At 67.3% G+C, this 12895-nt stretch carries 11 protein-coding genes; 4 read left to right on the top strand and 7 right to left on the bottom strand.

Features of this window, described 5'->3' with window-relative positions; all coding sequences use genetic code 11:
• Positions 1-37: 37 nt before the first annotated feature.
• The 4 genes from hutG to hutC are packed head-to-tail and all read right to left on the bottom strand — an operon-like array spanning position 38 to position 4925.
• Positions 38-967 carry a formimidoylglutamase gene (gene hutG, locus AC3DEZ_RS12700; protein WP_488388543.1) on the bottom strand — a complete coding sequence of 310 codons (930 nt, stop codon included), beginning with the start codon at positions 965-967 and terminating at the stop codon, positions 38-40.
• Positions 964-2490 carry a histidine ammonia-lyase gene (gene hutH / locus AC3DEZ_RS12695; RefSeq protein ID WP_488388542.1) on the bottom strand — a complete coding sequence of 509 codons (1527 nt, stop codon included), beginning with the start codon at positions 2488-2490 and terminating at the stop codon, positions 964-966. Before hutH ends, hutG begins: the two co-directional genes overlap by 4 nt.
• Positions 2491-2496: 6 nt before the next feature.
• A complete protein-coding gene (hutU, locus tag AC3DEZ_RS12690; RefSeq protein WP_488388541.1) occupies positions 2497-4191 on the bottom strand; it encodes a urocanate hydratase in 1695 nt (564 codons plus the stop codon).
• Between the two features lie 2 nt (positions 4192-4193).
• Positions 4194-4925 carry a histidine utilization transcriptional repressor HutC gene (gene hutC, locus AC3DEZ_RS12685; RefSeq protein ID WP_488388540.1) on the bottom strand — a complete coding sequence of 244 codons (732 nt, stop codon included), beginning with the start codon at positions 4923-4925 and terminating at the stop codon, positions 4194-4196.
• Between the two features lie 128 nt (positions 4926-5053).
• On the opposite strand from hutC, the gene AC3DEZ_RS12680 reads away from it, so the two are divergent.
• The 4 genes from AC3DEZ_RS12680 (at position 5054) to AC3DEZ_RS12665 (ending at position 10908) form a co-directional block, all read left to right on the top strand.
• Entirely contained in the window at positions 5054-5476 is a 423-nt protein-coding gene (locus tag AC3DEZ_RS12680) for a CopL family metal-binding regulatory protein (protein ID WP_488388539.1), read from the top strand.
• Between the two features lie 98 nt (positions 5477-5574).
• The gene (locus AC3DEZ_RS12675) at positions 5575-8316 is read left to right on the top strand and encodes a TonB-dependent receptor (RefSeq protein WP_488388538.1); all 2742 of its coding nucleotides are present in this window, start codon (positions 5575-5577) and stop codon (positions 8314-8316) included.
• Positions 8317-8389: 73 nt separating this feature from the next.
• Positions 8390-9082, top strand: coding sequence for a PepSY domain-containing protein (locus AC3DEZ_RS12670; RefSeq protein ID WP_488388537.1), 693 nt, complete (start codon positions 8390-8392; stop codon positions 9080-9082).
• Entirely contained in the window at positions 9079-10908 is a 1830-nt protein-coding gene (locus AC3DEZ_RS12665; protein ID WP_488388536.1) for a 2Fe-2S iron-sulfur cluster-binding protein, read from the top strand. The genes AC3DEZ_RS12670 and AC3DEZ_RS12665 overlap by 4 nt, the downstream gene beginning before the upstream one ends.
• A 53-nt stretch (positions 10909-10961) precedes the next feature.
• Here the strand turns inward: AC3DEZ_RS12665 and AC3DEZ_RS12660 are convergent, their stop codons facing one another.
• From AC3DEZ_RS12660 to AC3DEZ_RS12650, 3 genes are read right to left on the bottom strand one after another with little or no spacing between them, the layout of a single operon-like run.
• Entirely contained in the window at positions 10962-11525 is a 564-nt protein-coding gene (locus tag AC3DEZ_RS12660) for a DUF411 domain-containing protein (RefSeq protein WP_488388535.1), read from the bottom strand.
• Positions 11526-11580: 55 nt separating this feature from the next.
• Positions 11581-11871, bottom strand: a complete 291-nt coding sequence (locus AC3DEZ_RS12655) for an EF-hand domain-containing protein (RefSeq protein ID WP_488388534.1) — start codon at positions 11869-11871, stop codon at positions 11581-11583.
• A gap of 52 nt (positions 11872-11923) precedes the next feature.
• Positions 11924-12895, bottom strand: a complete 972-nt coding sequence (locus tag AC3DEZ_RS12650) for a copper resistance protein B (protein WP_488388533.1) — start codon at positions 12893-12895, stop codon at positions 11924-11926.

The raw sequence follows: 12895 nt of genomic DNA, 5'->3' as shown, positions 1-12895 counted from the left end.
TTGGTCAAGAGTCAAGGGTTTTGTCACATTGGCGGGCTCAGCCGCGGATGGCGTGCGCCGCGCGGTGGATCAGGCGGGCGGCGACCCGGGCGGTGCCGTTGTCGCGGTCGAACGGAGGCGACAGCTCCGCCACGTCCATCAGCGCGACCTTGCCGGTGGCGGCGATGGTTTCCAGCAGCGGTTCCAGCACTTCCAGCGGCACGCCGCGGGCGCTCGGCGCGCTGACGCCGGGCGCCATCGCATGCGGCAGCACATCCAGGCAGACGGTCAGGTAGATCAGGTCGATGTCGCGCAGCCAGTCGGCCACGCGCTGCTGGCAGAGATCAAGCCGGCGCATGTCCATCTCGTCGTCCAGCAGATAGCGCACGCCCCGCCGGCGCGCGGTCTCGAACAACTGGCGGGTGTTGGCCGAGGCGCTGATGCCCAGGCACAGGTACTGCAGATCCAGACCGATGCCGGCGGCGTGATCCAGCGCCTGCAGGAACGGCGTGCCGGAACTGCCGACCGGTTGCTGGCGCAGATCGAAATGCGCGTCGAAATTGACGATGCCCACGCGCGGCCGGCGATCGCGCAGGTGCCCGATCAGGCCCAGGTAGCTGGCGAAGGCGATCTCGTGCCCGCCCCCCAGACCGATCGGCAGGTGGCCGGCGTCGAGCAGGGCGGCGACACGGGCGCCGAACGCCACCTGCGCGCCTTCCAGATCCTCGCCCTCGCAGATCACGTCACCCGCGTCGTACAGCGGGGCGTCGTCGCGGACCGGCAGGTTCGACAGCGCCGCGCGCAGGACCATCGGGCCCTGCGCCGCGCCGGTGCGGCCGTTGTTGCGGCGGATGCCTTCGTCGCAGGCAAAACCCACCAGCGCCACACCGGCGGGCGCGCCCGCCTCGGGCGTGGCGACGATCTGGTGCCAGCGGCGGGTGTCGCCGTCGCCGGGGGAATCGATGCGGCCTTTCCAGCCTGGGATCACGCGGATGCTCCGAGCGGCATGTCGACGAAGGCCGTCAATGTACCGCTGGCGACCAGTGCTTCCAATGCCTGCATTTCCGGCGCCAGGTAGCGGTCCTCGCCGTAGTGCGGCACTTCCGCGCGGACGCGGGCGTGGGCGGCTTCCAGCAGGTCGGAGGACTTCAGTGGACGACGGAAATCGATGCCCTGGGCGGCGGCGAGCAGTTCGATGGCGACGATGCGGCGCACGTTGGTCGCCACGTCGCCGGCCTTGCGCGCGGCGAAGGTCGCCATGCTGACGTGGTCCTCCTGGTTGGCGGAGGTCGGCAGCGAATCGACGCTGGCCGGATGGGCAAGGGTCTTGTTCTCGCTGGCGAGCGCGGCGGCGGTGACGTGGGCGATCATGAAGCCGGAATTGATGCCCGGCTCGGCCACCAGGAAGGCCGGCAGGCCGGAGATGCTGGCGTCGATCAGCAGGGCGATGCGGCGTTCGGACAGCGCGCCGACTTCGGAAACCGCGATGGTGATCTGGTCGGCGGCGAAGGCCACCGGCTCGGCGTGGAAGTTGCCGCCGGAGATCACGTCACCGGTGTCGGTGAACACCAGCGGATTGTCGGACACCGCGTTGGCCTCGATCCACAGCGTGCGCGCGGCCTGTTGCAACTGGTCGCGGCAGGCGCCCATGACCTGCGGCTGGCAGCGCAGGCTGTAGGGATCCTGCACGCGGGTATCGTTGTGGCGGTGCGACTCGCGGATGGCGCTGCCGCGCAGCAGGCGCAGATACTCGGCGGCGACCTCGATCTGGCCGGGCTGGCCGCGCACGGCGTGGATGCGCGGATCGAACGGCGCGTCGGAACCGCAGGCGGCATCCACGCTCAACGCGCCAGCCAGCACCGCGGCCGAATAGACCTGCTCGGCCGCGAACAGGGCGCGCAGGGCGATGCCGGTGGAGACCTGGGTGCCGTTGAGCAGGGCCAGGCCTTCCTTGGCGGCGAGCTTGATCGGGGTGATGCCCGCGGCGCGCAATGCTTCACCGGCGTCGCGCAGTTCACCGTTGACTCGGACCTGGCCTTCGCCCATCGCGGCCAGGCTCAGGTGTGACAGCGGCGCCAGATCGCCGGACGCGCCGACCGAACCCTGCGACGGGATGCACGGCCAGATCTGCGCGTTGTACATGGCGATCAGGGCTTGCAGCGTCTGCTCGCGCACGCCGGAGAAACCACGTGCCAGGGAGGCGATCTTCAGCGCCAGGATCAGGCGCACGGTGTCGTCGTCCAGCAGCGGGCCCATGCCGACCGCGTGCGAGCGCACCAGGTTGGTCTGCAACTGCTCCAGCTGGTCGACCGGAATGTGCACCTTGGCGAGCTTGCCGAAGCCGGTGTTGATGCCGTAGGCGGGCGCGCCGGCGGCGACGATCGACTGCACCGTTTCGGCGGAGGCGCGCACCGCCGGCAGGCAGGCCGGATCCAGCTGGATCGGCTCGAAGGTGTTGGCGATGGCGCGGATCTGGACCAGCGACAGCTGGCCGGGAACGAGATTCAACATGGAGGCTTATCCGGTGGTGGCAGGCAGATGCAGGTGGTGTTCGCGGGCACAGGCGAGGGCGTCCTCGTAGCCGGCGTCGGCGTGGCGCATCACGCCCATCGCCGGATCGTTGAACAGGACGCGCGACAGACGCTGGTCGGCGGCCTCGCTGCCGTCGCAGACGATGACCACGCCCGAGTGCTGGGAGAAACCCATGCCGACGCCGCCGCCATGGTGCAGGCTGACCCAGGTGGCGCCGCCGGAGGTCGCCAGCATCGCGTTCAGCAGCGGCCAGTCGGAGACCGCGTCGGAACCGTCGCGCATGCCTTCGGTCTCGCGGTTGGGGCTGGCCACCGAACCGCAGTCGAGGTGATCGCGGCCAATCACGATTGGCGCCTTGAGTTCGCCGTTGCGGACCATCTCGTTGAACGCCAGCGCGGCGCGGTGGCGCTCGCCCAGCCCAAGCCAGCAGATGCGCGCGGGCAGGCCCTGGAACGCGATGCGTTCACGCGCCTGGTCCAGCCAGCGGTGCAGATGGGCGTTGTCGGGGAACAGTTCCTTGATTTTGGCGTCGGTCTTGTAGATGTCCTCCGGATCGCCGCTCAGCGCGACCCAGCGGAACGGGCCCATGCCGCGGCAGAACAGCGGACGGATGCAGGCCGGGACGAAGCCGGGGAAGTCAAAGGCGTTGGCGACGCCGCGATCCTTGGCGACCTGGCGGATGTTGTTGCCGTAGTCGATCGTCGGCACGCCCATGTGATGGAAATCGAGCATCGCCTTGACGTGGACGGCGCAGGAATCGGCGGCGGCGTCGGTCAGCGCGACACGCTCGGCGTCGCCGCCGTTGCGCGCGGCGATCCATTGTTCGACCGTCCAGCCGGCCGGCAGGTAGCCGTTGATGAGATCATGCGCGGAGGTCTGGTCGGTGACCGCGTCCGGCCTGGCCACGCCGTGGCGCGCCAGTTCGACGAACTTCGGCAGCAATTCGGCCGCGTTGCCAAGCAGCCCGACCGAGACCGGGCGATCGGTGGTGCGGATGATCTCCAGCGCCTCGTCGATGCTCCTGGCCTTGAAGTCCACGTAGCGGGTGCGCATGCGGAAGTCGATGCGCGATTCCTGGCATTCGATGACGATGCTGCTGGCGCCGGCCAGCGTCGCCGCCAGCGCCTGCGCGCCACCCATGCCGCCGAGGCCGGCGGTGAGGATCCACTTGCCGGACCAGTCGCCGCCGTAGTGCTGGCGGCCGAGTTCGACGAAGGTTTCGTAGGTGCCCTGGACGATGCCCTGGCTGCCGATGTAGATCCAGCTTCCGGCGGTCATCTGGCCGTACATCATCAAGCCCTTCTTGTCGAGCTCGTTGAAGTGATCCCAGGTGGCCCAGTGCGGAACCAGATTGGAGTTGGCGAGCAGCACGCGTGGCGCGTCGGCGTGGGTGCGGAACACACCGACCGGCTTGCCGGACTGGATCAGCAGGGTCTCGTCATCGCCCAGCGTGCGCAGGGTTTCCAGGATTTTGTCGAAACAGGCCCAGTTGCGTGCGGCACGGCCGATGCCGCCGTACACGACCAGTTCGTCGGGGCGCTCGGCCACATCCGGATCCAGGTTGTTCTGCAGCATGCGGTAGGCGGCTTCGGTCAGCCAGCTGCGGCAATGCAGGTCGGTGCCGCGCGGCGCGCGGACGGGACGGGCACCGGCGGTGCGCGAGGGATCGGTGGCGGTCATGGTTATCCTCCTGGAGTGATGGTGGCGCCGACCTGGAAGGTGCCGACGAACCGATAGCGGGAAGCGGGGTAGGTGAGGCGGACCCAGGTGACGACCTGGCCACGCGACCAGGTGCGGCGGGTCAGCACCAGCACGGGATCGCCCTCGGCGATCTCCAGTTGCGCGGCCAGCCGCTTGTTGGCGGTCTCGGCCTCGATGACGTGTTCGGTACGCTCCAGCGGCGCCACGCGCATCAGGTACTGGTGCGGAATTTCGGTCTGGAAATCGATGCCCAGGTAGTCCGGCGCGCTGGCCGGATTGACGAAGCGATCCTCCAGCTGCAGCGGTTTGCCGTTGGCTTTGTGCAGCAGGCGGCTGTGGAAGAGTTCGGCGCCGGATTCCAGTCCGAACTGGCTGGTGACGGTGGGGCGCGCGACCACCGCCTCGCCGATCAGCACCTGCACGCTGTGGACCTGCCCGCGCGCGACGATTTCCTCGCGGATGCTGCGCACTTCGAACATCGCGGACTCGGCCTTCGGACCCGCGACGAAGGTGCCGACACCCTGCACGCGGGTGAGCACGCCGGAGTCGCTGAGTTCGCGCAGTGCGCGGTTGACGGTCATCCGCGAAACGCCGAACTTGACCACCAGATCGTTCTCGCTGGGCACCCGGCTCAGCGGCGGCCAATCGCCATTGGTGATATGGCGGAGGATGTACTGCTTCAGCTTGAGGTAGTGCGGCTTGGGCGTCTCCATGGAAAAAGCATGTCATGTCTATACAACCTCCGCCAGTGATTTCGATGACGCGCCGCACAAACGGTTGACACTCGTTTTCGATAAGTGTTAAGTCTCTCGTATAGACAACCTGGTGCCCGCTTTTCCCGATGTCGATTCGCCTGCTCCTGCGACTGGTCCTGATCACCATCCTTTGCCTGGATGGCGCGGCCAGCGCGTGGGCGGCGACGCGGATGGCGGTCGACGATCTGGCCACGGTCGGTGGCGGCGAGCGTGGCGCAGGCAGCCATCGACAGCATGATGAACAGGCCAAACCCGACCGCGGTGCGCCCGCCTGCACCGCCGATGCCGGCTGGTTGACCGGCGATCCGACGAACGGCGATCACCACGACGACTGCGATTGCGGCAGCGCGACCAGTTGCGCCTGCAGTTGCGTGCTCACTTTCTATCCGGGACGCAGCGCGCCGCTGTTCGCGGCCCAGCATGTCCTCGATGCGCCCTATCTGAATCCCCCGCTGCTGCCGGAAGTGCGCAGCGGCGTCTCGCGCGTGTTCCGACCTCCGATCGGCTGATCTTGTCACGGCCGCCCCGCGCGGCCCGTTCGTCCTGCCGGACTTTCCGCGGGACACCATCCGAACCAGACAAGACACCCGACACGGGGAGAGAGCCCATGTTTTTCAAACCCAATCCGCTGGCCGCAGCCGTCGGCGCACTGTTGTGCGCGGGCTTCGCCCACACCCTGCACGCGCAGGAAACCCCATCCAATCCAGAGCAGTCCGGCCAGGAACAGGCCACCACGCTGGACACCGTCCAGGTGACCGGCAGCCACATCAAGCGCCTGCAGATTTCAGGCGTCGGTCCGGTGAGTGTCGTCGACGCCGAAGCAATCCAGCGCTCCGGCGCCACCTCGGTGGAGACCCTGCTGCAGCGCCTGCCGGCCTCCGCCGGTTTCGCCGGCAGCCAGACCAATGCCTACTGGGCCGAGAACGGCTACGGCACCACCCAGGTGAACCTGCGTGGCCTCGGCATCAACCGCACCCTGGTGCTGCTCAATGGCCGCCGCGTGGTCAACGGCGGCACCGGCGCCAACAGTTCGGTCGACCTGAACATGATCCCGGTGGCGCTGATCGAGCGCATCGAAGTGCTGAAGGACGGCGCGTCGGCGATCTATGGCGCCGATGCCGTGGCCGGCGTGGTCAACATCATCACCAAGAAGAACTTCGAGGGCGCCGAACTGGCGATGCGCTACGGCCAGACCTTCGAAAGCGATGGCGAAGACGGATCCTTCGATCTGGTCTGGGGCACCACCAGTGAGCGCGGTTCGCTGATGGCCGGACTGAGCTACTCGGAAAGTGGCAGTGTCAACATGGCCACGCGCGCGCCGTGCGGGCTGGCGGTGGACGAGGAAACCGGCGGCCTGGTCTGCTCGGGCAGTTCCACCACCATCGGCGGCCGCGCGTTGCTGGCCGACGGCAGCCGGGTCAACTTCAATCAGGATCCGAACGGCGACGGCGACTTCTACGAGCCCTATTCGGCCGCCAAGCACAACTACAACGGCAACCCGACCCTCAACGCGGTCAACCCGATCAAGCGCCTGAGCTTCAGCCTGTTCGGTGATACCCAGCTCAGCGACACCACGCGCCTGTTCACCGAGTTGATGTACACCAACCGCCAATCGCACCAACTGGCAACCCCCGGCGGGCTTGGCGTGTACCGGCCGATCAACATCGCCGCGGATCACCCGACCAACCCGACCGGACAGGACCTGCTGTTGCAGCGCCGCCGGCTGGAAGAGGCGGGCACCCGCCGGTTCTTCCAGGACACCAACACCTTCCGCGCCGTGGTCGGACTGGAAGGCCAGCTGGGCATGAACTGGGACTGGTCGGCCGCGTTGAACTGGGGGCGCAACACCGGCCTGGACGGTTCCACCAAGGTCGCCAACCTGGACCGCGTGGACCAGACCCTCAACACCGCGATCTGCAGCAATGCGCCGGGCGCGGCGATCCCCTGCGCCGACTACCTGGGCTACGGCGACGTCACCCAGGAAGTGCTGGACTACATCCTGTTCACCACCCGCGACCATGGCGGCAACGAACAGAAGAGCTTCACCGCCAACATCAGCGGCCAGTTGTTCGAGATGCCGGCGGGCTGGGTGGGCTTCGCCTCCGGCATCGAGGTCCGCAAGGAGCGCGGCTGGCGCGATCCGGATCCGCTGACCGTGATGGGCATCGCCAACACCAACCAGCAGGATGCGATCGCCGGCGAGTACACCGCCAAGGAAGCGTTTGTCGAGTTCGCCGTGCCGCTGCTGATGGACAGCGCCATCGCGGATTCGTTGATCCTCAATGCCGCCGTGCGTTATTCGGACTATGACCTGTTCGGCGAGGACATCAACTACAAAGTCGGCCTGGACTGGCAGGTGATGCCGTCGCTCAAGATCCGCGCCAACTACGCCACCGCTTTTCGCATCCCGAACATTCCCGAGCTGTTCGGCGGCGTCGCCGAGGGCAACCTGACCACGACCGATCCCTGCAGCGGCTGGAGCACCAGCACGACCATCGACCCGACCGTGCGCCAGAACTGCCAGGCCTACGGCGTGCCGGCCGGCTACGTGCAGCCGGGCAACACCATCCTGACCACCTCCGGCGGCAATCCGGATCTGGAACCGGAAGACGCAAAGTCGCTGACCGTGGGCGCGGTGTGGACGCCGGGCTTCCTGCCGGGGCTCACCCTGACCGTGGACTACTTCAACATCCGCATCGACAACGCGATCCAGCGCATCGACGGCTCGACCAAGCTGTCCATCTGCTACACCACCCCGGGCCTGGCGCATCCGTTCTGCGGCAGCGAGAACTTCACCCGCAACCCGATCACCGGTGAAGTGGATTTCCTGTCATCGCAGCCGGTCAATGCGGCCAACGAGCGGATTTCCGGCATCGATCTGGGTGGCCTGTACGAGTTCGATGCGATGGGTTTCGACTCGACCTTCAGCATGGATGTCTCCTACCTGGACCGGTACGACGTGCGGCCGTTCCCGGGTGCGGATCTGATCGAATACGCCGGCAAGATCACCGGCGGGCGCGGCAGCTACGCGCACTGGCGGGCCTTCACCTCGCTGACGGCCAAGCGTGAGGCCTGGTCGGGCTCCTACAGCGTGCAATACATCGGCAAGACCGACGACATCACCGCCACGAAGGGCTTCACGGGCGATCACGCACCCAGCCTGACCTATCACAACGTGCAGGTGAAGTTCGCGCCGGTGGGCAAGTCGTTCGACGTCTCGTTCGGCATCGACAATCTGTGGGACAAGCAGGCACCGTTCATCCAGAGCTATACGGACGGCAACACCGACACGATGACCTACGACCTGCTGGGCAGGCGCTGGTACGCGCGTTTCGGCTACCGCTGGTGAACCGTGACCCGTCCGCCGGCCTGCCGGCGGACGGGGCGATCGCGGCCACGCCGCACCCAACAGGAACAATCGAATGAAACCCGCTTTCTGGGCGCGCCGCGTCCACAAATGGATCGGGCTGATCGTCGGTGTACAGGCGCTGCTTTGGATGATCAGCGGCGTCTACATGACCGTCGTGCCGCTCGACATCATCCATGGCGACCATCTGGCGCACAGCCACAGCGAACCCCTGGCCGCGAACGCGCCACGCGTGGCGCAGGCGGAGCTGGCCGCGCGTTATCCCGACATCACCGCACTGAAGATCAAACGCCTGCTGGAACGCGAGGTCTATGAAATCCGCCAGGGCGATCGCGCGTCCCTGGTGGATGCCGGCACCGGCGAGCGCATCACACCGCTGGAGCGAACGACAGTGGTCGCGCTGGCGAAAGCCGTCTACCAGGGCGAGGCGGAAGTGACCGGCGCCGAATGGATCACCCGCGCGCCGCGCGAGGTGCAGACCCGGCCGGTGCCGATGTGGGCGGTGCGGTTCGACGACCGCGGCCAGACCACGCTGTACTTCTCGCCCGACACCGGCGAACTGCTGGCGCGCCGGCATAGCCTGTGGCGCTGGTTCGACTTCCTGTGGATGTTCCACATCATGGACTACGAGAAGCGCACGGACGTCAACAACACCCTGCTGCGGGTGGCGGCGGCCAGCGGCGTGCTGTTCGCCCTGAGCGGCGCGTGGTTGCTGTTCTACAGCTTCACCCGGAGGCGCAGCGCATGACGCCCTGGCTGAGGAAACTGCACAAGTGGGTCGGGCTGATCATCGCCGCGCAGTTCGTGCTGTGGATGGCGAGCGGCCTGATGATGGCCTGGCTGGAACACGACAAGGTGCAGGGGCACGAGTTCCGCGCGCACGCGACGCCGCCGCGACCATGGCCGGCGGACGCGCGCCCGGCATCGGCCGCGCTGCCGGTGGCGGGAGACAAGGCGCTCACGGTGGCGACCGGCTGGTTACTGGAACGACCGGTGTACCAGGTGTTCGACGGCGCGCGCATCCATCTGGTCGATGCGCGGCAGGGAACGCACCTGGGCATCGACGCGGCGCTGGCGGGCCAGCTGGCGAGGGCGTCCTACACCGGTCCGGGCCGGCCCGCGCCGGCGCGCCTGCTCGAACGCACGCTGGAAGTACGCGATCACCCCGGCCGGCTGTGGCGGGTGGATTTCGACGATGCCGAGGAAACGACGGTGTATCTGGCCGCGGACACCGGCCAGGTGCTCGAACACCGCAACCGCACCTGGCGGCTGTTCGACGTGTTCTGGATGCTGCACATCATGGACTACAGCGGACGCGTGAATTTCAACAATCCGCTGGTGGTATCGGCGGGCATCGGCGGACTGTGGATGGCGCTGACCGGCGTGTGGCTGCTGTTCGCGAGTTTCCGCCTGAGCGAATTCGTGCCTCGCCGCTGGCGTGGCGGGCACGAACTGGCCGTGCATGATCCGGACGGTACCTGCCTGCGTACGGTCACCGCCGCCGATGGCGACAACGTCTATCTGGCACTGGCGCGCAACGGCCTGCAGCTGCCGTCCAACTGCGGTGGCGGGCAGAGTTGCGGCCTGTGCGAAGTCCGGTTCCGCGGCACGCCGCCGGCGGCGACCGCGGCCGATCGCGCGCACCTGCCCGAATCGCGCCTGAAACTCGGTTATCGGCTGGCCTGCAATCTGCACGTCGACAAGGACACCCACGTCGAGGTGTCGGGTGGCAGCCGGCTGTGGACCGAACACGAGGCGGTGGTCGAACGGGTGGAAGCGGTGACGCCGTTCCTGCGCGAGATCGTGCTGAAGACGGACACCGCGCTGGGCGAGGAGTACCAGCCGGGTGCCTACCTGCAGGTGCATGTGCCGGACTACCGCCTGCGATCCCGCGATCTGGGGCATCCGGAGCATCACCGCGATGACTGGCGGGCGCTGGAACTGCCGGCCGATCTGGTCAACAAGGAAGCGGTGCGGCGCTCCTATTCGCTGTCGCTGCCAGTGGCCAGCACGGACGGGCGCCTCAGCCTGCTGGCGCGCTTCAATCCGGGCGCACAGGGCAAGAAGCGGGTGCCGACCGGCAAGGGTTCGACCTACCTGTACTCGTTGAAGGCAGGCGATCGGGTGCGTTTCAGCGGACCGTTTGGCGATTTCGCCATCAAGCACGGTCATCGCGAAAAGGTGTTCATCGGTGGCGGCGCGGGCATGGCCCCGCTGCGCGCGATGATCCATGCCTGCCTGGATGGCGGGGCCAGCGAACGCATGCATTTCTGGTACGGCGCACGCAGCCTGCGCGACGCGCCCTACATCGAGGAAATGGCGGCGCTGGCACAACGGCATGAGAACTTCAGCTGGCATCTGGTGCTCTCGGACGAGGCCGAGTGCGGTGATGGACTGCTGCGGGGGCTGGTGCATGAAGTCGCCGAACACACCCTGCTGCGTGACCATCCGGATCTGCACGCCTGCGATTTCTATCTGTGCGGCCCGCCGGCCATGCTGATGGCGACGCGGCAACTGTTGAAGCGGCTGGGCGTGGACGAGGCGCGAATCGCCTACGACGACTTCAAGATCTAGCCGAAGCGCGGAACTGCCCCGGCGGAAATGACATCCGCCGGGGTTCTCTTTCTTCAGGGATGGCGCGAGAAGGTTTCGGTGGCGCCGTCGCCGCCGACCAGGGCCACTTCATAGGGCTGGATGCGACCATCGGGCATTTCCATGCCCGGGGAACCGAGCGGCATGCCGGGCACGGCGATGCCGCGTGCCTTGGGCTTCTCGGCGATCAGGCGCTTGATGTCCTCGGCCGGGACATGGCCCTCGACGAAATAACCGTCGACCTCGGCGGTATGGCAGGACATCATCGGCTCGGGCACGCCGAGGCGATCCTTCACCGTCATCATGTCCTCGGTGTCATGGACCTCGACCGGGAAACCGGCGGCGCGGACGTGGTCCACCCATACGCCGCAGCAACCGCAGCTGGGACTCTTGTGCACGCGGATCAGCGGCAGGTGGGCGGGCGCGGCGGCGAGGGAACCGGCGGATGTCGTCGCGGACGGGATGGGCGAGGGCGTGGGGGCGGCCGCGACGCGATCACTGGCGGAGGCCGCGCCGGGTGCGGCGCCGCAGGCCATCAGCAGCGCGCCGGAACCCGCCAGGAAGACGGTGGCGGTGACGTGTTTGATCAGGGAGTTCATCGTTGTCGTTTCTCCGGAAGACCGGCGGAATCCGGCTGGATCCCGCCGGCGGGACTTACAGCATCGCCATCACGCTGGCGAATTCCTTGCGATCCAGTTTGCCGTCGCGATTCTTGTCGCCCATGCCGAAATGCGGCAGCAGCGGGTGGCGCTCGGGCAGTTCGGCCTTGCTGACGAAACCGTCGCGGTTCTTGTCGAGGCGATCAAACGCCTGATCGTTGCCGGTCTCGGTTTTCTTGGCGGCGGGCTGGGCGCCGTGTCCGGCGTGACTGCCGTGATCCTGGGCGAACACGGGCGCGGCCAACAGCGACAAGGCAAGCAGGGCGGAGGCGGGGATGGTTTTCATCGGGTCATTCTCCAATCGGGATGAGGGCGACGGCATTGCCGTCGCCCGGGGGTCAGAACCAGAAGCGGATACCGGCGACGAAGCGGGTATCGGTGACGTCGCCACCTTCCCCACGGCGATAGTCGGCGGTATCGCCGAACAGCCGCTCGTGCACCACGCCCACATAGGGCGCGAAACGCCGGTTGATTTCATAGCGCAGACGCAGGCCAGCCTCGACCTTGTTGAGGCCGGTGCCTTCGCCATACTCGGGCACGTCCTTGGACGAGAAGCTCGCTTCGACCAGCGGTTGCAGGATCAGGCGGTTGGTCAGCAGCAATTCGTACTCGGCTTCCACGGTGGCCATGACCTGTCCGGATTCGCCCAGGTAGGCGGTGGCGGACATCTCGAACTTGTACGGCGCGAGGCCCTGCACGCCGAAGGCCGCCCAGGTGCGTGAATCGGCCGGGCGGAAATCCTGCTTGACGCCGACCACCACGTCCCACCAGGGCGAGATGCCGCGACCGTACAGGACCTCCAGTTCGGACGATTCGGTGCGCGAGCCTTCGCGCTCGCCTTCGCTGCGCAGCCACAGCCGGTTGAGATCGCTGCCGAACCAGGCGCTGCCTTCCCAGGCCTGTCCGGTGCCGTGGTCCGCATCCCAGCCTTCCAGGCGGTTGATCATCACCAGCGAATTGAACGCGGGCGCGTGTTCCATCGCGTGCGGCTTGATCGGCGGGAAGGCCGCGGCGCGATCGGCGTCGGAGACGGCCGGAATGGGCTCGCGCGGTTCGGTGGGAGCCTGGCTTGCCGAACCATGGTCCATCTGCGAGTGGTCCATCCGGGAATCGTCCGTCTTCGCGTGATCCATCCTTGAATGATCCATCTGTGAATGGTCGGTCTTCGCGGGTTCCACCGGCGGTGCGACCGGCTTCTGTTGCGCGGGCGCGGTGTGGGCGCCGTGATCGTGCTGCTGGGCGCTGGCGTTCCCGGCGAGCGCCAGTGAGAGTGCGGCGGCGAGAAGGCCGAATGGGAGATGGGGACGCAT

The organism is Pseudoxanthomonas sp. 134C1 (assembly GCF_057773065.1).
This window is presented reverse-complemented; position numbering and strand designations above follow the sequence as displayed.